We start from the raw sequence: 20410 nt of genomic DNA on the forward strand, positions 1-20410 counted from the left end.
GTGTTGACATTTATTTCAACCATATCATTGATGCCGCCAAGGTTACAAACGAAGAGAAACGGGTATCCAGTTTGTCGTAGCGGGTAGCGATCCGTCGAAATTGCTTAATTTTGGCGAAAAAGCGCTCAATGAGATTGCGGTTTCGATATTGGAACTGATCATAATCCCGCTGTTCTTTCCGGTTCGCCTTTGGTGGAATCACGACCTTGGCATTTTTTCCCTCAATGCAATCAATCAGTGTGTTGGCATCATAGGCTTTATCTGCCAGCACCGCTTGTGGCGCGACGTCATTGAGTAACGCGGTTGCCTGGGTTATATCGTGAACTTCTCCGCCTGTCAGGATGAACTGAACCAAATTGCCCAAGCCCTCAACGCAAGCATGAATCTTGGTGGTTAATCCCCCACGAGACCGGCCAATGGATTGCGGCCCCTTTTTTTTGCGGCTCCTGCTGCATGCTGATGCGCCCGCACGATAGTGCTATCAAGAAAAACTTCCTCAAAGTCCGCGTCCTCGCGTAGCACGGCAAAGATTTTGTGCCATACCTGCTTATCCGACCAACGCGCAAACCTCACATAGACGCTGTTCCATGGGCCAAATTCAGCAGGCAAATCCCGCCACGGGCTGCCTGTCTTTGCTATCCATAAAACAGCTTCCACAAACAGCCGATTATTCACGCCTGTTCTGCCTCTATCGCCAACCTTTCCTGGTACCAAGGCTTCAATTCTTGCCCACTGATCGTCCCGTAACATCATCCGTGCCATTCTGTTTTGCCCAAAAACAAGAATGTAAACACAAGTGGCAAAAAGTTAACAGCTTTTTTTGAAAATTCCCATCCAAAGTGCTGTTAATTGTCAACACGCCCTAGCACGCTGCCGTATGCGCAGTGGCAGGAGCGCTGCGGAAAATCTGAAAAGGGGGCGGGATGGACATTGTGTTGACCTTGCTCAAACTGCTGGCGGCGCTTGCCGGGATGTATTACACCATCAAAATCTTTCGTGATGCGCAAGCCCGCCATCCCGTCTTCGACTATACCGGGCATTCGCAAGCCAACGACGCTGCATGGCGCTGGCGCAAGCCGGATGCGGAACTCGGCTTGCGGCTGGAAGATGATGCGCAAAAAAGCATCTTGCATATCCCTGTCAATTTTCTGTTTTTTGAAAAAATCTGCATGCTGGCCGGCGCTGCCTGCACCTTGCTGACGCTGTATTTATATGGCTTGTTCGTGTGGCGCAACAGCGGTGTGGGTGAATATCTGATGGGCTTGATTTTTGTGTTTCTCTCGATTGCCCTGTTGCATGTCGGCAGCCGGGTGAGTGCGCTGATCCTGTATCCCGATCATTTGGTAGTGGTGGTGCGCTATGCCTGGTTCTTGCAGCATCGCTATATTTACCAACGACATCAAAAACTGGCGTTCAGCGGGAAATCTGAGTCGCCGCTTGAGCTGACGGTGGATCACGCGGCGCCGGATTATAAACTCTTTATTCTGCGCCGCCGCCCCTTGTTTTTTTCCAGCCGGCAGCGCTTTATTCTTTCGCTCAATCAAAGCCAGGGCAGTTGGCTGGCGGCGGGTTTGCAGTCGTGGCATGCCCAGGCTGTGGAGCCGGCGCCATAGCCGGCCTGTGGCTTGCCGCACAGTTTATACACATTGTTTGCCTTGACGCTTGCGTGGCTTTGCTATAATTGCCGGCCTTATGCATACATGCAAAGGCTGCCGCTCTTCCTTCTTTTTCCTGCAAGCTGCTTATGAGACTCTTTCTGATCCTGTTTTTTATCGCTGCCGCCTGGTATGGCTGGAGCCAGCGCGATGAGGCCATCACTATCAAAAAAGCGCCTGGCCCGGAGCAAATTCAAACCCTCGCCGCCAGCGTCAAGGCGCATGAAGTGGTGATGTACGGCACGCAAGAATGCGGCTACTGCCATCAAGCCAAGGCTTGGCTGAATCAAAACGGTTTTGCTTTCACTGAGTGCGATTTGCGCAAGGAAAAACATTGCGAGGCCGAGTATGCGGCGTATGGCGCGAACGGTACGCCTTTTCTGGTGATCCGGCGCGGCGATAAAGAATATTTGATGAAAAACGGCTTTGATTCAGATGAGTTCTTGCGCGCTTTGCGCACTTGATGATGCGTCGATAGCGCTGCAAGTCAGCGGGCGCGGCGTTTGCCGCGCCCGCTGACTTTAAAACACGCCCTGCAAGGAAACCGACAGCATGCGCGCATCGCCAAAGAAGGGGTAGGGGTAATGTGATTTATCCTTGGTGATGTCGTATTGGATCTTCAGCGCGGTGTCTTTGCGGAAATCCCAGCGCAGCGAAAAATATTTGCTGCTGCGCGCTTCAATCGGCTCGGTCACGGTGGTGTAGCGCGACATGGTGAACATCGGCGTCCAGTTGCCATAGTTGTAGCCGACCCCGAGCAGGGCGTATTTATAGATATTGCGGATGCCGGCTTCCGGGTTGATCTGCTCGAAGCGGTCGAATTCAGATTTCACAATCCAATTGTTGTAATCCAGATTCGCCGCCAGGCCGGCGATGCGGGTGAATTGATTATTCAGCAAATAGGTTTTGGCTCCGCTCGCATCTTCCTGCCAGACGGTGGCGCGGTGTTTCATCAACATCGCGCGCAATTCCAGCACGCCATTGTTCAAGGTCACCCAGCCGCCGGTGATCTGCTTCCATTTTTCATGGGTCGGCGTGGTGTAATAAATCAGGGTGTCGTAGGCGTTATTGCGCTGGGTGAAGCCGCCATACCAGAGTTGTGCGGCGAGCGACCAGTCGCTTTTGCCTAGCTGGGTTTTATAGCCGATATTCACCCCGTCATAGGCGTAAATCGGCCAGCCATACACATCCGGCGCCGGTCTGACCCAGGGATAGGCGTAACCGATGTACAGATAATCGGAGTAGTAATACAGGGGAATGCGGAAGCGCCCGGCCTGGATCGTGATCGGTTGTTCCGGCCAGGGGTTCCAGCTGAAATAAGCCCAGTCTATGGTCGGTTTGCTGCCCCGATTCGGGTTTAAGGCGCGCGTCACCAGTTGCGTGGTGAAGGAAAAATTCGGCGAGAATTCTTTTTTGATCTGCACCCCGAGCAGCGATTCCTGATCCAGCTGCCAGCCTTTTTCTTTTTGATAGACTCCGGTGTATTCCCAGTTTTGCATCATGCAGGGACATTTCCAATTCTGATATGTCCACGGCGTCGAGCTGCCCTGCGCCGTGCCGCTCAAGACTTTGCCGGCGGTCAGGCTGTAAAAGCCGGTCAGGGTCAGGCTGCCGCTATCATCCAGGTTGATGGCCTGCGAAAAGCCGGGAAGCAATGCAGCCAGCGCAAGCAAGAATTTCGATTTCATCAGATGCTCTCCTCAAATCGGATCAATGGTGCGGGTTGCAGCCCACTCAAGGCACACTCAGCACAGCCTTGACGCTGCCATCCAGCGCACTTTTCTCGATATAGCCGATCGCATTCGGATCCGCCGCCACGGCTTTTTTCACGTCATCATTACCCGCCAATTCACGCGGCATCCGTCCCTTGCCGGTAAATACCAGTTTTGCCCAGATGGCGCGCACCTGTCCCGGTTCTTTATTCGTGACTTTTTTGTAAAATTCGGCGCGCAAGGGCGATTCCACCTGATCGAGCGGGGTGAAACTGTTGGAAATGCCGAGATACACTTGCGACACCTGTTCCACCGTCAGACTGGTGGCTGGATTTTTCGGATTCACCACCAGCACAATTTCCGCCGCCAGCGCCGAAGCGCACAGCGCGCAGCAACTGAGCGCGGCTAAGCTTTGCATCAAGAAATATCGCATACTGAGCTCCTGATCAAAAAATACTGAGCTTGCGGCGCAAACGGTTTTGCGCCCAACCGGACCGGCTTAACGTAAAGCCAGCCGGCGCGGCGGCGCAGCCGCTGGGCTGTCCCCTAATTTGAATACCGCCAGCAACCGGGTCAGGGTGGCGGCTTGTTCGCTCAACGATTCGGCGGCGGCGGCGGCTTGCTCGACCAGCGCGGAATTTTGTTGCGTCATCTGATCCATTTCATTGATGGCGCGGCTGATGTCGGCGATGCCGGCATTTTGTTCCTGACTGGCGGCGCTGATTTCGCGCATGATGCCGGTTACATGTTCGACTGAGCTGACGATTTCCTGCATGGTTTGGCCGGCCTGATCGACCAGGTTTTTGCCGCGCTCGACCTGCTGCACGGAGTCATTGATCAGGCTTTTGATTTCTTTGGCGGCGGCTGCGCTGCGCTGCGCCAGGCTGCGCACTTCGCCCGCCACCACGGCAAAGCCGCGCCCCTGCTCGCCGGCGCGCGCGGCTTCCACTGCGGCATTCAAGGCCAGAATATTGGTTTGGAAGGCGATGCCGTCAATCACGCCGATGATGTCCACAATTTTGCGTGAGGCGTCATGAATGCCGCCCATGGTGTGCACCACTTCCTGCACCACGGAGCCGCCACGGCTGGCGATGCCGGCGGCGGTCTGCACCATATTGTCGGCCTGTTGCGAATTGTCGGCATTGTGGCGCACTGCTTCGCTTAAGGTTTCCATCGCGCTGGCGGTTTCTTCCAGGCTGCCGGCCTGGCTTTCGGTGCGCGCGGACAGGTCGGCGTTGCCGCTGGCGATATCCGCGCTGGCGTGGCGGATGGTGTCGGCGGAGAGTTTAATGCCGCTCATCATTTCCTGCAGCTTGACTTGCATATCGTGCAGCGCGCCGAGCAGGCTGTGCACGCTGCCGCTGACATCAATGCGCATGCTCAAATCGCCATCAGCCACGCTGCGCGCGATTTTGGCGGCGTATTCCGGTTCGCCGCCCAGCTCTTGCCAGATCGCGCGGATCACAAAAAACGCCACCGTCACGCTCGCCAGCACCACCCCCAGCGCCACCAGAATAATCGTCAGCAGGGTTTGCCGCACCCCTTGTTTGCTGTCTGCAATGCCTTCATTAAAATCCTTTTGCGCCTGCGCGTTTAAGCGGTTCAAATCGTCTTCCAGCACTTTTAAACCGTCTTGCATGCGCTTGACCAGCTCTTGCGGGTCGCCTTCAGCCCCCGGCACGCCCAGCATGCTGCGCGCGACTTGCAGCGCGGGTTGCAGATAGGCTTCAAATTCCTGCAGCAGGCGTTGTGCTTGATTTTGCTGACCCGGCAGGGCGGACAGGCGGCGGATGCCGGCGCGCACTTTATCGGCTTGCGCGGTGCTTTGTTCCAGGCGTTTTTTATCGCCTTCTGAAACAGCTTCTTTGAAGCCATCCACCAGGGATTGCACGTCCAGCTTGAGTTGTTTGGCGCTGTCCAGGGCTTGATAATCGACTTTTTCGGTGCGCTCGATGGAGCGCAGGGCGGACAGGGAGAAGGGGATGCAAATTGCCAATCCGATCACAAAAATCACAGTGGACAGGAGCGGCAAAGCCCAAATTTTCGTCTTGATGCGCATGTCAAACACCTTCCATAAAATGCGGTGTATTGGCAAGGCCGCCGGGGCGCTCCGGTGGTCTTGCTGCTTGCTTCAAGCGCCGGTTGATGGAGGGCTTCTCCGGCGTTTATTGCAGTCTGCATGCACTTGGCATGCGCTGCTTATTTCTTATATCTTAGCCTGAATTCTGGCATTAAGTTGTTGTTTAATAGCAACTTTACGCCATTTCAGGGACTGTCTTGCGGCATCACTTGCGCTGCTGTGTCTGTCGCTGGGGCAATGCGCGGCAGCTCCAGTGTGACACAGCAACCTTGTCCGGGGCTGGATTCCAATACAATCTGTCCGCCCAGCACATTGCGCACCAGGTTGTACACAATGTGCATGCCCAAGCCATTCCCGCCTTGTCCCATGCGGGTGGTGAAAAATGGCTCAAACACATGCTGCAATACGCTTGCTGACATGCCGTTGCCGTCGTCGCGCACGCTGATCCGCACGGATTGCGCATCGGGCGCGCTGGCGCTGACGCTGATGCGTCCCTCACTGCGTCCCTCCAGTCCGTGCAGGAGCGCATTCGCGAGCAGATTGTCCAGCACCTGGCTCAGGCTGCCGGGGTAGGAATCCAGGCTCAGATCCGGCGCGAGTTGCAATTCCAGGCGGCAGTTCTGTCTTTGCAAGCGCGGCCCGTACATACTCAAGGTGTCTTGCAATACGGTGCGCAAATCAAAACTGCGCCGCGCATCCTGGCTGCGATCGACCGCCACCTGTTTGAATGAGGCCACCAGATTGGCGGCTTTTTGCAGGGATTGCAGCATGGTGCGGGTGGCGTGCAAATTGTTTTGCAAAAAATCCAGTAACTGGCTGCGCTTTAAGACATTGTTTTGCACCGCGCTTTCCATTTCCTGGCTTTGATCGTGCAGCGCGCTGGCCATTAACAGGCTGTTGCCAAGCGGGGTGTTCATTTCATGCGCCACGCCGGCCACCAGCGAACCCAGCGCCGCCATCTTTTCTGAAGTCACCAGTTCGGCCTGGGTGCGGCGCAAGGTGGCTAAGGTTTGCGATAGTTCCTGATTTGCGGTTTGCAGCGCGGCGGCGCGTTCGGCCACGCGTAATTCCAGGGTGGCGTTGAGTTCCTGCAGGGCGCGGCGGGCTTGCAGTTCCGCGCTCAGATCCAGCAAGGCCCACACCAGATTGCCTTCATCGGTGCGGGCCGACCAGACCGCCACTTCCAGCACCACGCCTTGCGCGGTACGCGCGCAGGCCACGATGCCTTGCACCTGTCCTTCGTTTTTCAGCTGATCCCAGATTCTGGCGCGTTCTTCCATGCTGTCCCAGAAGCCAATATCTTGCGAGGTGCGGCCCAGCACTTGCGCCGGGCTGTAGCCGAAGCAGTTTTGCCAGGCTTGGTTGACCGCTTGCAGCCGGCCATCGATGCTGGTCACGGTGAGGGGCGCGGGCGCAAGTTCAAACAGGGTTTTAAAGCGCGCTTCGGATTTGCCCAGTTGGCGGCGCGATTCTTCCAGCACTGCGATGCGCTCTTGCAGTGCGCCGCCGAGCCGGTTCATGACTTCCGCCAGGGTGGCGATTTCATCTCCGCCCCGGGTCGATAAGCGTGCCCCGTATTCGCCTTGTTGCAGGCGTTGCGCATGCGCATGCAGGGCCTGCAGGCGGCGTCCGATGCCGCGTGTAAACAGCAACAGCAACATCCAGCTGAGCAGGGCGATGACGCAGGCGATGGCGATCCCCTGCCACAGCAGATTGCGGCGGGTTTGGCTTAATTCTTCGGTGGAAATGGCGAAATGCATTTGCCCAATTTCGGCGCGCTGCAGCAGAAAAGGGGCGGCGGCGTGCAGCAGCAAGCCGCGATTGCGCATTTGCAGCCCGGCCTGGCGCGCCAATTCCTGGCCGCTGATCACGTCTTGCGGCGGGGGCTGGCCGACGCTGAAAATGCGTTCGCCCCGGGCATTGCTGATGTACAGATAGCGCAGATAACTGTCTTGCGGGGTGGCCAGCATTTCATCCAGATAGGGTTTGACCTGATCCAGCCGCGCTTGCTGTGCATAGGGGGAGAGGGAAAAATTCAGCGTCACCGCATACTCCTGCGCGATGCGGCTGGCGTTTTGCATGATGGCGTCGTCCAACAGCCGCCCGCTGTTGGCCAGCAGCAGCGCCACCAGCAGGAATTGCACTACTCCCGCCAGCAGCAGGAATTTAGCGCGCAAGGAAAGCTTCACGCGGCTACCTCACAGAAAATACCGGCTGTCACAGCCGTGTGGCCAGGATTGGCCGCTCTTCATGGTAGCCGCGCGCAGGCTGCGGGTCAAATTTAAAACATCAGGCTGCGCCCGCGCCGCAGCAGGGCGATATCGACATAATTCGACATGCCGCCCTGTGGCGTTAAGGTGACATTGAAGCCGCCCAGGTCGATTTGTTTGCGTGACAGTGCGGCTTGCAAGCTGCCGCCGCGCGCCAGGCTGATCGCTTTCACCAGCGACTTGGCGACGGCATATCCTTCCAGCGTCATGCTGTTGGCTTCTTCATCGCGGAAGCGTTTCATCATCGCCAGATGTTCGCTTTGCAGCGGGGTGACGGGGGCGCCGGGATTGGGCGTGACTTGTGAAAACACCGCCCAGTCGGTGGCGCGCGGGCCGGCGATTTCAACCAGGGTCGGCAGATTGATCAGTGAAGCGCCGGCGACAAAGGTGGTGGGCGCATATTTGCGGAATTGGCGCAAAAACAGGCCGGCCCCGATGCTGTCTGAGAGTGAGAACACCAGATTCGGCTTGCGCTCGGCCAGTGCGCGCGCTTCCCGTTCGGTGCTGGCGTTGTCTCTGTGCACGCGCGCCACGCCGCTTAAACGCAGCCCGCGTTTGCTGATTTGATCTTGTACAAATTGCAATAGCTGGCGGTTCACATGTTCTTCCTGATAGCTTAAACCGACATCGCGGATGCCGAGTTTTTCAAACCAGCCGAACAGATATTCGATTTCCTGTCTTTGTCCCGGACGCCAGATTAAGGCCCGTCCCTCCCACTCTTTCTGTGGATTGGCCAGCGGTGCGAACAGCAAGTGATTGCGCATGCCGGGCAGCGCCAGGATGGCGTTGGTGCTTTCATCGCCGATGCCGCCGATGATGTAATCGGTGCGTTCCGCCATTTCAGCGGCGTTTTTGGCGGCGGTCTGCGGGTCGCCGCGATCATCCTGCACCACATATTTGATGCGTTTGCCCAGCACCCCGCCTTGTGCGTTGACTGCGTCAAAGCAGGTGGTGATGCCGGCCACATAGTCGCGCCCCAAGGCGCCATTCGGCCCGCTCAAGTCGATGCTTTGACTGATCAGGATGGTTTTTTCACCGGCTCCGGCCACCGGCGCCAACATGCCTGCGCACAGAAAGAGTGCGGCAAGTTTGCTGAGAATGGATGAGAGTTTCATTTTTTTGACCCCTTATTATGATTTGCGCGGCGCAATATTAGGCAGCCTGTGTGACAGCTGGATGACAGTTGATGCCATACAGAAACATTGCCGGGGAATCACCAGGATTCAATGCGATATTCTTTTTTTTAGAGAGAGAAAGCGGGCGATTGTCCGGTGCATCCAACAAGATTTTGCACAGTTCTTTGTGATTTTTACTAGATGTCGCCAGCATTGATGCGCGGTTTTTGCTGGTGAAATGCAACTTTTGCACTGCAGCATTGAAATCCGCTGCAGGACATGTGCTTGCGTACTGACCGGGCTGGCTGGATAATCAGGCGATCCACCTTGCGTGCCATCAAGACAGGAGATCGCCATGTCCACATTCGGCCCCGAAGAGGCGCTAAATTACATCCATCAATTATTGAAAGTGATGCACCATGCGGGCGGTTCGGATTTGTTTATCTCGGCTGATTTTCCGCCCAGCATGAAAGCGCAGGGCGCGATGAAGCCGCTCAGTCAGCAGCGCCTGACCGGGGACATTACCCGCAAGCTGGCGTATGCCTTGATGAACGATAAGCAAAAGCATGAGTTTGAAGCGGAGATGGAATGCAATTTCGCCATTTCGCTGCCCGGGGTGTGTCGCTTCCGGGTGAATGTGCTGGTGCAGCAGCAGCAGGTGGCGATGGTGATCCGCACCATTGCATCGGAGATTCCGACTTTTGAAAAACTTGATCTGCCGCCGGTCTTGAAAGATGTGATCATGACCAAGCGCGGCCTGGTGCTGGTGGTGGGCGGCACCGGTTCAGGTAAATCGACCACGCTGGCGGCGATGATTGACTACCGCAATACCAATTCAGCGGGACATATCATTACTGTAGAGGACCCGGTTGAATATGTGCACCGGAATAAAGGCTGTCTGATTACCCATCGCGAAGTCGGGGTGGATACCCTGTCCTGGCATCATGCCTTGAAAAACACCTTGCGCCAGGCCCCGGATGTGATTCTGATCGGTGAGATCCGCGACACGGAAACCATGGAGCATGCGATTGCGTTTGCCGAGACCGGCCATTTATGTCTTGGCACCTTGCATGCGAACAATGCGAACCAGACTATGGACCGCATCATCAACTTCTTCCCGGAAGAGCGGCGCAATCAATTATTGATGGATCTGTCCTCAAATTTGCGCGCCATCATTTCGCAGCGTCTGGTGCGCACTGAAGATGGCAAGGGACGCAAGGCGGCGATTGAGATTTTGCTCAATACCGCCACCATCAGCGATATGATTATGAAGGGCAATTTCCACGGCATCAAAGAAGTCATGCACAAGTCGCGCGAACTCGGCATGTGCACCTTTGATCAAGCCTTGTACGATTTGTATAACAAAGGCTTTATTTCCTACGACGAAGCGATTCGCAACGCTGATTCCGCCAATGGCCTGCGTCTGGCGATTAAACTCAACTCCAGCCGGGGCGAACCGGGCAGCCAAAACCATGCCGCCGGGCCAACGGAATTGAATATTCTGGAGGAAGAAGAGCCGGAAGAGGAGGAAAAGAAATAAGCTTGCAGGGGCTTGCCGTTACGCATGTTTTCAACGGCGTTGTTATTTTCCTTGCGCAAGCATGCCCTTCGACAGGCTCAGGGAGAACGGCGTATAAGTCTCAAGTCCGTCTCCGGCGCGCGCCCCGCAAGGCTATGCTGTGCGCGGGCGTTTTTCACGCCACCAGCAAGCCGCTCCCGCTTTCCCTTGCGTTGCGCGCGAGTGCTTCTTGCAGCGCTTGCAATACCTTTTGCGCATCGTCCTGCGGCCCCAGGCAGCGGCAGATGTCGAGCTGGTTGATCAGCCATTGCCATTCGCCCAGTTCGGGGCTGGCGCTGTGAACCACGATTTGCATCTGCGGGTATAGCGCATGCGCTTGCAACAGCCAGTCGGCGGCGGCGCGCAAGCCTTGCGCCGGGGCGTGCCATAGCAGCAGCGCTACCGTCTGGCGGGCCAGGAATTGCAGGGCGGCAGGGCCGTCTTCCACTTGTTGCAAACGCCAGCGCACATCCGCCGGGGCCGGCCCGCCCACGCTCAGCAGGCAAGCCTGGCTTGCGCCGGCCTTGGGCGGCAGCAATTTGACCGCACGCAACATCTGCTCGCATTCGCTGGAGGGCAGCGGGCGGCTGAAATAATAACCTTGCATGCGTTCGCAATGGTGACGCCGCAAAAAACTCAGCTGTGCTTCGTTTTCCACCCCTTCCGCAATCACTTCCAGGCGCAGGCTGTGCGCCAGCGAAATAATGGTGCGCACAATCGCCGCGCCATCCGCCTCGCGCCCCAGGTCTTGCACAAAAGATTGATCAATTTTCAGCACATCAATCGGAAAACGCTTCAAATACGCCAGGCTGGAATAACCCGTGCCGAAATCATCAATCGCAATCTGCACCCCGAGTTGCTTCAAGCTGCGCAAGACGCTGCTGGCCTTGTCCACATCCTGCATTAAGAGGCTTTCCGTCAGCTCCAATTCCAGCAGATGCGGCGGTAAGCCGCTGTCGGCCAGGGCTTGCTCAACTTGCGCCAGCAAATCGCTGTCGCTGAATTGGCGCGCGGAGATATTCACCGCGATGCGCGGCGGCGCATCCTGGCGTTGCGTATCGTCCAGCCATTGTTTGGCCTGACGGCAGGCTTGTTGCAAGACCCAGGCCCCGAGCGGCACAATCAAGCCGGTTTCTTCCGCCAGCGGAATGAATTGCGAAGGCGGGGCGATGCCCAGATCCGGGTGTTTCCAGCGCAACAGCGCTTCCATCCCGACCACGCTGGCGCTGTGCAATTCAACTTGCGGCTGGAAATACAGCACAAATTCGCCGCGCTCCAGCGCGATGCGCAAGCGGCTCTCCAGATGCAAGCGCAACAAGGCTTTATCCTGCATCGCAGGGGTGTAAAACTGAAAACGGTTGCGTCCGCTCTGCTTGGCGCGGTCCAGCGCGATGTCGGCGTGTTTGAGCAGGGTTTCGCCATCCTGGCCGTCCGCCGGCCAGGTTGCGACCCCGGCGCAAGCGCTGGGAAATACACGCTGGCCCATGACTTCCACCGGTTGCGCCAGCGCTTGCAGGCAGCGCTCCAGAATGCGGGTGGACAGGGTTTCAGATTGCTGCCGGCTGCGTTCAGGAAACACCAGCACGAATTCATCAGAGCAAATGCGCGCCACGGTGTCGGTGTCGCGCACCGCCGCCTGCAGGCGCTGGGAAATGATTTGCAAGACCAGATCGCCGGCTTGATGGCCCAGACTCTCATTAATCAGTTTGAAGCGGTCCAGATTCAGGCACATCACCCACAGCTGATGCTGATAGCGGCTGGCGTAGGCGATTGACTGGCTCAATAAATCCAGCAATAAGGTGCGGTTCGGCAGGCCGGTTAAGGCGTCGCGCCCGCGTTGCTGTTGCAGGCTGAGGCGCCAGTTCTGGCTGGCGCTGATTTCTTCCAGCTGTCCACAGTAATGGGTCAGGGCGCCATGGCTGTCGTACAAACCTTGCAGCCGCAGCCGCATCGGCAGCGCATCGGCATGATTGCGGCGCAAGCGCCATTCCAGCTCCAGCGTGGCGGGGCCGGCTTGCAGACCGGGCGGCAAGCCATCCGGCGAGAGTTGCGCCATGTCTTGCTGTAATAAAGAAGCTGCCGGCAGCTGGCAGATTTCAAGCAAGGCGGCATTCACAAAGCTCAGGGTGTAGCGCTCATCGCACTGCACGATAAAGGTCGGGTTGCGGCTGTGCTGCAAAGCGCCCAACTGCAATTGATTGCTGTGTTGCGCCGCCGCCAGCTGACGCCGCATGCGGCGCATATCCTGCCATTGCCACCAGGCGAACAAGGCCAGCAGCGGCAGCGCCAGCGACAGGCAGAGCAAAGTGGCGAACGCATCCAACTGCCAGCCGCCGGCGCCAAACGCCAGCAGCACGAGCAGTAAACAGATGAATATAGCCAGGCGCGCAGCTGGCAGATGTTTGCGCGCAAGAGGGTATTTGATATCCAGCATATAGTCGGGGCGCAAGCTAATAGGCATGCTCATCTTTATCGTGCGAGGAGTCATGCAGTCCGGTCAGTTTTATCGGCGCTACAGCCGCCTTATACAGCCGTGGGTGTCGGCTTGCAGCTAATCATCGGCGGCCTTGGCCTTCCATGGTAGCTGTCAGCTTTATCAGTGTTGCAATCGCCTTTTTATGCTTTGACGGCGCTGGCGTGTATTCAATCTAGGCGGCTTTCGCGAAATTGGGGAGGCGGGGCTGCTGCTGCGGGCGGCATCAAGCATCGTGATGCGCCGGATTGCTGCTTTTGCCACACTGCGCAGCCGCTTTTTTTATCTGCAGAGGAGGCGCCGCCGGATTGTCTGATGGTGATGGAAAGGGGGTTGGAAAAATTGTGGCGCATGATTTGCTGTTTTTATTTTTGTGATGGCAAGGGCTTGATTTTTCAGGATTTCTCATTTCCTGATGCTATCAATGAATATGTTTATCTATTGCAAAATTGATTTCCTAATGGAAGCAAACACCTTCGTTTTCATAACAAAAAGCAAGATCAGTTTCCATTTGTGCAAACTGTATCTATTAAAAAAGACTTAATCTGTATCTGTTTTGTTTTAAAAATGGGGCGTAAGATGCTTACATCAGATCGCAATTAAGCGCAAAACAAGCAGGACAGTCAGGGGATGCGCAGCCAGAGGGCCATCCTCCTGAACAACTGAAAAGCGCGCGTATCTGAGGGTATCTATCCGGCTCTGACCGGGATGTCAAAATCTATTTAGAGAGAAAAACATGAACAACGCTCTTTCCGCTTTCAGCATCAGTCTGCTGGCAGGTTTCACCCTGTTTTCAACTTCCAGCATGGCGGCGCAATTCCCCTTGCGCGCTGACGACTTGAATTTGAATCACCGCTACAGCACCACCACGCACGGTGGCGGTTATCTGCAGGGAGAGGCAAAAGACATCGTGGCGCGCCGCCGCACCGCAAATGGCACATGGAGCGCCCTGGTCAGCGATGGCGCTGACGCCACCGTGAACGCAAACCACCTGATTTATAACAAGCCGATCCGCGCCATGATCTCGGGTACGGTGGTGGGTTGCTGGCGCAATGCGCCGGATAATGCCAAGGCCGGCACGAAAGACGCTGATGTGGTGAACGGTTATATCGGCGTGGCCGGCAACCACGTCTGGATTTTGGGCGATGACGGCACCTATGCCCTGCATGCACATGCGATTCCGGGCACCGTGCCGGCCAGCATTTGCCCGCACAACGCCACCAAATTCAAGAACCCAAGCAGCACCGGCTGGATTGCGCCGGAAGCAGCGGTGACCAACGGCGTGCGTGTTAACGCCGGCCAGATCATCGGTTATGTCGGCAACAGCGGCAATTCGACCGGCCCGCATCTGCATGTGCATATGGCGAAAGACAGCGTGGCGAAAAAGATGCAATTTGATCGCGGCATGACCACGCCGAATCCGAATAATAATGCACCGGTGAACGGACCCTGGACGCTGCTCAAAGGCGCGGCGCTGCCGGACGGCCCGATTCTGGTCTGGGCCCCGCATTCGACTGCTTATTGGACGGTCAACAATATCCAGGATGAAAACATGCAGAGCTGGTTCAACCATATGGCGGATTCCGGCGAGATGGCGGAAAACATGTCTTGCACCAATAATGGCCAGATTTATAACACTGACTGGGTGCCGGCGACCGGCCCGTGGTATGCCAACTTTGGCATGAGCGTGGCGGACTTTGAATCCAAGAAACTGCTGTACGCATCGCAAGGTTTCTATCTGTACAAATGGTGGTATTGCGGTGATGTGCGCTCGGCAATCTGGCGCAAATAAGCTGAGCAGGCCCGTACAGGTCTGACCGCGCCAACACAGCCGGCCTGGCATCAGGGCCGGCTGTTTTGCTTTAGGGGAAAAATATCGTTGCGCTAAGATGGTCTTTTTCAGCAGCCTGAAGCCGCTTGCGAAAAACTGAGGCGGTCTGGCGGCATACAAGATGCCGCCATGGCTGTCGCATGAATGCATGCGCGGATGCCGGGCCGGGCGCCGCCATGGCGCAAAACTGCCGTATCATGTGGGCTTTATTTTGCCTTGAAATCCGCCATGGCCTTGCAATATCACATTATTCCCGTCACCCCCTTCGCACAAAACTGCACCCTGCTGTGGTGCGATGAAACCATGCAAGGCGCCTTGGTTGACGCTGGCGGCGATTGCCCCAAATTGCTCGAAGCGGTGCGGCAAAGCGGGGTGCGCATCACAAAATTGATTTTGACGCACGGCCATCTGGATCATGTCGGCGGCGTGTTGGAGCTGGCGCAGCATTTTGGCGTGGCGATTGAAGGCCCGCAAAAAGAAGAGGCGTTCTGGCTGGATATGTTGCCCACCCAGTCCACCATGTTCGGCTTCCCGCCGGCCAAGGCGTTTGCGCCGCAACGCTGGCTGGAGCCTGGCGATAGCGTGCAAGTTGGCAATCTGAACTTGGAAGTGCGGCACTGTCCCGGCCATACGCCTGGCCATGTGGTGTTCATCCATCATCCCGGCAAATTGGCGATTGTCGGCGATGTCTTGTTTCACGGCGGCATTGGCCGCAGCGATTTTCCGCGCGGCGACCATGAGCAATTATTGCACGCCATCCGCAGCCAATTATTCACCCTGCCGGATGATTACCGCTTCATTCCCGGCCATGGGCCGATGTCCACCATAGGCTGGGAAAAACAGCACAATCCCTTTGTTGGTAAATTCGGTTGACAACTCGCGCAGCTATGCATCAGTTATGTTCCTCCTTCCAATGCGAAGGAGGGCAATATATGCAATCGCTTTATCAATAAGTTAAAGCTGGATTGTTCACGGTTGCCCCTGTTTTTTCTGCGCGCAGCAGATCGTGCACAGCGTTCCACCCTGATCTCCCCTTATTTGCCCCAGCGCCGGCGGCGCGTTTTCCTATGTACACAGTTGGATCAAGGCGATCTATTGTGCATGCCACAGTGCTGGCAGAGTCTGCGACGCGTATGCCGGATGGATTTTATGCACAAGTCTTTTCAGCTCATCGAACTTTGTGTGCGCAAGAGTATTCATGCAACACATGCCTATACCCAGCTGCCTGCATCGCATATGTAATAGCAAAAACTCTGTATCTGAGTAAATTTACCATTTGTAAATATGATTTATGTTTCATCCCATCTTTGTTCTTGCATAGGGAGATCATGAATTGCTCGAAGTGAATTTTGTATTTTAATCTAAAAATTTTAATGATTTAAAACCAGCATTAAAGATGCAAAAACAGAAATAGAATTTTCTCTACTTTTTGATATAAAAAATGCACTATTTCTCCCGTTGCATAATTATTTAATAAAAAAATAGATCCTGATGTTATAAATGCTTGCTTCTTGCTGTGAGTAAAATATAGAATGCTTGCAATGTCTTTTTGGTGTAAAGGCTATTCCTTTAATGAAGGGGGAATGTTAAATATGGTTATTAAAAACAGTATTGGCAGGCTGACCTTGGCGGCGATGCTCATGGGTATGGTGAGCATGGATGCCATGGCGCTTACGGCGCAAGGTTTTGTTATTGGTGTCCGTGATCCTGATACTAAGATTGATTTTGGGGTCGGAGCCAAGTATGTCTGGGGTCAGAAAGTTGAAGTCTATGTTGCAGCGACTTCGCCTGGGGCTGAAATCTCTGCCGCCAATCCAGTGGATTTTATGTCCCAGATGATTGGTTCGCCTTCAGCTTGTAATTTGACGAATGAAAATAGAAGTGAGGCGAACGCCTCAGTGGTTGTCGAGTTTTTGCACGGCACGGATGCCACTCATACTTGCAAATTGGCCGTGGTTCGTCCGGCGTTTGGTGCGTTTTCACCTGCAGACTATCCAGTATCATTCACTGTAGGTAAGAAAACTCCGCGCGATATTACCTCTGATGCGGGCGGTTCGAGCATAAAGTATGGTTCTGCGCCACAAACCTTCACTATCAATTCTTCACCGGATCTGAATACGCCGCTGCAGGTCACATCCAGCAACACTACGGTGTGTTCCTTTACCCAAAACGCTAACACAGTCACAGTTACGCCAAAAGCCATCGGGACTTGCACCTTGAATGCAAAAAACATCGGTAATCTGGACTACTTTGATGCAAACAAAGCCTTCAGTATCACGATTGAAAAAGGTATAAGCACGATTAGCTCAAGCAATATCAAGTCAGAAATGGCGGTTGGCGAATCGGCTTCTTTCGCGATTCAAACCACTGGCTCAAAAGCCAAACCGGGCGTTGGCGGCTCGGCTTCTCCCACTGGCGCTTGCGAGGTATCCCGCATTAATGATTTTTCATACCTGCTGAAAGCATTGGCTCCAGGTGTTTGCACAGTTGACTTGAAGCTTGATCCAATCAAAGGAGATAGTATTGATAATAACTATCTGAATGCGATTAATACCTATCAGGTCGAAATAAAGAAAAAACAATCAGTTTCAATTGTGGGCTTGCCTGCCAGCTTGGATGTTGGCGCTGCTGTGAACTTTACGGTAATGGCGGATGCCGCACCGGGTGTATCACCGTTGATCAGCAGCAGTGATCCGAGTGTTTGCCGTCTTACAGGAAACAGCGCAACAGGCGCGTGGCGACTTGAAGCCTTGCGTGGAAATTCCTGTAAGGTGAGCGCGCTGCTGGCTGGCAACGCCGAATATGTCAAAGCTGAAGCAATCCATACGGTGCAAATTGTTAAGAAAACAATTCCGATTGATATTGTGCCGCCACTTGGCCTGAAAGTGGGGCCTGCGGTAGAGGTCAAGGTAAGTGGCGACACGCCCAACAGCAGAGTGCGTCTGATCAGCAAAACCCCGACTGTGTGCACAGTCGTGCCAGGCCCGAATGACGGATTTCTGCTGAATCCATTGAAAGCGCAGACTTGCATTCTCGAAGCGGATCGTCCGGATGATGGGTATGCGTATGCCGCCGGCCCTGTCACGCGCTCCATCCTGACGGCCAAAGGTTTGCAAACTCCTCAGGTGCTTTTCATGGGGCGCTTGGGTTATATGCGCGATGGTATATACGACGATCTGAAAGTGACCGGCGGCGCCTCTGGCAATCCGGTTGAGTTGACGGTTTTGCCTGACGCCAATGCACGTTGCTCAATGTCTAATCCACTGCGCACTGAAAATGCGCTGACCGTGAAATTGCTTGGTATTGGTCGTGGCACATGCACTGTTTACTATTCTCAAGCTGGTAATGATGATTGGGAGCCTGGCTCGATAAACATCCCGCTTGATGTGAAGTATTATCAGCTTGTCGGCTTCGAAAATACTTACACCAAGATTGGCATGGGGGCGCAGCTTGAAGTTAATCTCAAACCCACCATCAGTCAGATTGAGCCGACCCTGCATTCGCGCAATCCGGAATACTGCAATGTGCTCAAGACGGATGTGCGCAAGTATCAAGTGATGGCGATCAAGCTCACACCGAGCGGGCAAGCATGCCGTTTGGTCGCCAGCCTGACCGGCAATAATGATTATGCGCCTTCAGAAGATTACTTCATGGATTTGGCTGTAGTGAAAGGAAGCCAGACCATCAACTTCACCGCCTTGCCGGATGAAACCCTGGATCGCAAACAGTTGACGATTAGCGCAAGCGCCTCTTCCGGTTTGCCTTTAACGCTGAGCGCCACGCCGGCGACGGTATGCAGCCTGAGCGGCAACCAGTTGAATCTGTTGAGTGTGGGCGATTGTTCGGTGACTGCCTCTCAGCAAGGCGATGCGGACTATGATGCCGCTGTCAGTGTAACACGCAGTATGACAGTGCGATTGCCTGCAAGCACCACCCAACTGAGTGTGAACCCTGAGCGCATCATGGTGCGCAAGCCGGTGACATTCACGGCCACTGTCGCCAGCGCGAATGCAACGCCAACCGGCAGTGTCAGTTTTTATTTGAATGGTTCTGGCATCAGCGCTTGCAGCAATCTGCAACTGGTGAATGGCGCGGCGACGTGTTTGCAGAATTCGCTCCCGGCCGGACAGCATAAAGTGCGGGTGGTATATGCAGGCAATGCCAATTTCAGCAGCTCAGAATCGAGCATGGATATCAATGTCAACAGTCTTGATTGGTTGCCGACATTAATGGATATGATGCTGAATTGATAAAAATGCCCGTCATCTGTTATGCCGGAGGGCGGGCGATTGTAATGAGGAAGCGCAGTTTGTGCTTTTTGAGTCTTGATGAATTTTGTAAAGGGAAATGGTATGAAATCATGGATGATCGCTGTTTTAATGAGCATGGCTTGTTTGCAAGCAAATGCTGCCGCTGTGATTGCCGCAGGCGAGGTGACGGAGGTGCGGGTTGATGCGTCGGGCAATGGTTTTGTTGTCTTCTCAAAAGACCTGAATACGCCGACCGCCTGTGGAACGAAGCAAAACGCACTTTCGTTTAATGTGGACAGTGTCGGCGGACGTGCCGTTTATGCGATGGTCATGCAAGCCAAAGCCACTGGCGCCAGAATTTGGGCGACTGGCACAGGTGATTGCCTGCATTACGGCAATACGATTGAAGCATGGAAATATGGAGCAATTTCCTGATTCTGGCGAGCCGCCTGGCGGTATCTGACGCAAGTTATGATGACTGCCTGCGTTGGGGCGGGGCGCAGCGTTGCAGAATGATTGCAGCGCAGACACCCCCCGCTTGAATGAGGATAATCGGTGAAGGATAAGAGAATGAAATCATGGTTTTTTGCAGCACTCCTGGGAGTATGTTGCATACAGGCGCAAGCCGCAGCTTCAATTACTGCTGGCACTGTCAGCGAAATCCGGGTGGATGCGGATGGGCGCGGGTTTGTGGTTTTTACCGAAAATCTGGTGAATTCAACTTGCGCTACGAAAAAGAATGCGCTGTCATTTGATCTGGCAAAAGCATCAGGACGTGAAGTGTACGCGATGGTGATGCAGGCTAAAGCCGCCAATGCCAAGATCACTGCAGAGGGGTTGGGAACATGCGGAAAGTACTCTGTGGTTGAAGAGTGGAGCAGTGGTTTTATCCATTAAACATTTCAATTTGGCGGCCCGGCGCAGAAAAATTGTTTGCCCTGTAACGCTGCCGAATTGATTCCAAAGCCCGGCATGCCGGGCTTTTTTGCCTTTTTTCATCTGTCCATGGCGGTACGCACATTCTCCTGGCTGAAAGGCTGATGGCGCGCGACTTCGAGCGGCAGCTCGTCGAGTTGCAAGTACGCGCTGCCATCCTCAATCGCTTCACCCGCCTGGGCGTGTCCACCACGGTGGCCATGCCCTGAATCTGTTTTGAATATGGGCTTTTATGCGCTGACTTTATTTGCGCAACAAAGCCCATTTGCACAGCCTGCGCCAAAAATTCCCCTGCCGGAGCATGGCTGGTGCAGCTTGGCTCGGCAGGGCGCATTTCGCACCTCAGCCCGCACCAGTACCGGCATATCCTCCAGTCCTGCTTATCTGTGGCGGCTCTGCAATCTCCGTTCCAGGTATCAGACCGGCACTGCAGCGCGGCCGAAAAATTCCGATATACTCAAACAGCCTGTGCCCACGCCTAAACAATGCAGCCGCAGGCGTCTTCCCGTTGCTGTCACGCAGGATGGAGC

Annotated in this window: 17 protein-coding genes and 1 pseudogene; 10 read left to right on the forward strand and 8 right to left on the reverse strand. The window is 55.0% G+C overall.

From position 1 onward, the window contains the following. Positions 1–10 precede the first annotated feature (10 nt). A protein-coding gene (locus V8J88_RS01115) for an IS5 family transposase (protein ID WP_338846097.1) occupies positions 11–762 on the reverse strand; the annotation gives its coding sequence in 2 pieces (ribosomal slippage) (positions 11–432 and positions 432–762; 753 coding nt in all). Positions 763–923: 161 nt separating this feature from the next. Between V8J88_RS01115 and V8J88_RS01120 the strand changes: the two genes are divergently transcribed. Then, positions 924–1613 (forward strand): hypothetical protein, encoded by a 690-nt coding sequence (locus V8J88_RS01120; RefSeq protein WP_338847302.1) that lies wholly within the window; start codon positions 924–926, stop codon positions 1611–1613. A gap of 131 nt (positions 1614–1744) precedes the next feature. Continuing rightward, positions 1745–2119: a glutaredoxin family protein gene (locus V8J88_RS01125; RefSeq protein WP_338847303.1), complete on the forward strand. Its 375-nt coding sequence runs from the start codon at positions 1745–1747 to the stop codon at positions 2117–2119. A 57-nt stretch (positions 2120–2176) separates the two neighbouring features. On the opposite strand, the gene V8J88_RS01130 is transcribed toward V8J88_RS01125, so the two are convergent. From V8J88_RS01130 to V8J88_RS01155, 6 genes are all read right to left on the reverse strand, one after another. After that, positions 2177–3343 (reverse strand): hypothetical protein, encoded by a 1167-nt coding sequence (locus V8J88_RS01130; RefSeq protein ID WP_338847304.1) that lies wholly within the window; start codon positions 3341–3343, stop codon positions 2177–2179. 46 nt (positions 3344–3389) lie between these two features. Further along, positions 3390–3800: a hypothetical protein gene (locus V8J88_RS01135; protein WP_338847305.1), complete on the reverse strand. Its 411-nt coding sequence runs from the start codon at positions 3798–3800 to the stop codon at positions 3390–3392. A gap of 66 nt (positions 3801–3866) precedes the next feature. Then, entirely contained in the window at positions 3867–5426 is a 1560-nt protein-coding gene (locus V8J88_RS01140) for a methyl-accepting chemotaxis protein (protein ID WP_338847306.1), read from the reverse strand. A 206-nt stretch (positions 5427–5632) separates the two neighbouring features. After that, entirely contained in the window at positions 5633–7636 is a 2004-nt protein-coding gene (locus V8J88_RS01145; RefSeq protein WP_338847307.1) for an ATP-binding protein, read from the reverse strand. A 92-nt stretch (positions 7637–7728) separates the two neighbouring features. Continuing rightward, entirely contained in the window at positions 7729–8832 is a 1104-nt protein-coding gene (locus V8J88_RS01150) for an ABC transporter substrate-binding protein (protein WP_338847308.1), read from the reverse strand. A gap of 37 nt (positions 8833–8869) precedes the next feature. After that, the gene (locus V8J88_RS01155) at positions 8870–9076 is read right to left on the reverse strand and encodes a hypothetical protein (RefSeq protein ID WP_338847309.1); all 207 of its coding nucleotides are present in this window, start codon (positions 9074–9076) and stop codon (positions 8870–8872) included. 111 nt (positions 9077–9187) lie between these two features. Here V8J88_RS01155 and V8J88_RS01160 point away from each other — a divergent pair, with 111 nt between their 5' ends. After that, positions 9188–10372 (forward strand): PilT/PilU family type 4a pilus ATPase, encoded by a 1185-nt coding sequence (locus V8J88_RS01160; RefSeq protein ID WP_338847310.1) that lies wholly within the window; start codon positions 9188–9190, stop codon positions 10370–10372. A 154-nt stretch (positions 10373–10526) separates the two neighbouring features. Here V8J88_RS01160 and V8J88_RS01165 read toward each other — a convergent pair whose 3' ends face one another. Next, positions 10527–12857, reverse strand: coding sequence for an EAL domain-containing protein (locus tag V8J88_RS01165; protein ID WP_338847311.1), 2331 nt, complete (start codon positions 12855–12857; stop codon positions 10527–10529). A gap of 135 nt (positions 12858–12992) precedes the next feature. Here V8J88_RS01165 and V8J88_RS01170 point away from each other — a divergent pair, with 135 nt between their 5' ends. The 7 genes and pseudogenes from V8J88_RS01170 to V8J88_RS01200 form a co-directional block, all read left to right on the forward strand. Beyond that, positions 12993–13316: a hypothetical protein gene (locus tag V8J88_RS01170; protein ID WP_338847312.1), complete on the forward strand. Its 324-nt coding sequence runs from the start codon at positions 12993–12995 to the stop codon at positions 13314–13316. Between the two features lie 283 nt (positions 13317–13599). After that, entirely contained in the window at positions 13600–14655 is a 1056-nt protein-coding gene (locus tag V8J88_RS01175) for a M23 family metallopeptidase (protein ID WP_338847313.1), read from the forward strand. 267 nt (positions 14656–14922) lie between these two features. Then, positions 14923–15567: an MBL fold metallo-hydrolase gene (locus V8J88_RS01180; RefSeq protein ID WP_338847314.1), complete on the forward strand. Its 645-nt coding sequence runs from the start codon at positions 14923–14925 to the stop codon at positions 15565–15567. A 668-nt stretch (positions 15568–16235) separates the two neighbouring features. Then, positions 16236–18944, forward strand: a complete 2709-nt coding sequence (locus V8J88_RS01185) for an Ig-like domain-containing protein (protein ID WP_338847315.1) — start codon at positions 16236–16238, stop codon at positions 18942–18944. 78 nt (positions 18945–19022) lie between these two features. Beyond that, on the forward strand, positions 19023–19379 hold the full coding sequence (locus V8J88_RS01190; protein WP_338847316.1) for a hypothetical protein: 357 nt from the start codon (positions 19023–19025) through the stop codon (positions 19377–19379). Between the two features lie 135 nt (positions 19380–19514). Further along, positions 19515–19841 (forward strand): hypothetical protein, encoded by a 327-nt coding sequence (locus tag V8J88_RS01195; protein WP_338847317.1) that lies wholly within the window; start codon positions 19515–19517, stop codon positions 19839–19841. Positions 19842–19966: 125 nt separating this feature from the next. Next, a pseudogene (locus V8J88_RS01200) lies at positions 19967–20089 on the forward strand (IS5/IS1182 family transposase); the annotation flags it as partial. Positions 20090–20410 lie beyond the last annotated feature (321 nt).

The sequence above is a fragment of the Massilia sp. W12 genome (assembly GCF_037300705.1).
Classification (GTDB): Bacteria; Pseudomonadota; Gammaproteobacteria; order Burkholderiales; family Burkholderiaceae_D; genus JACPVY01.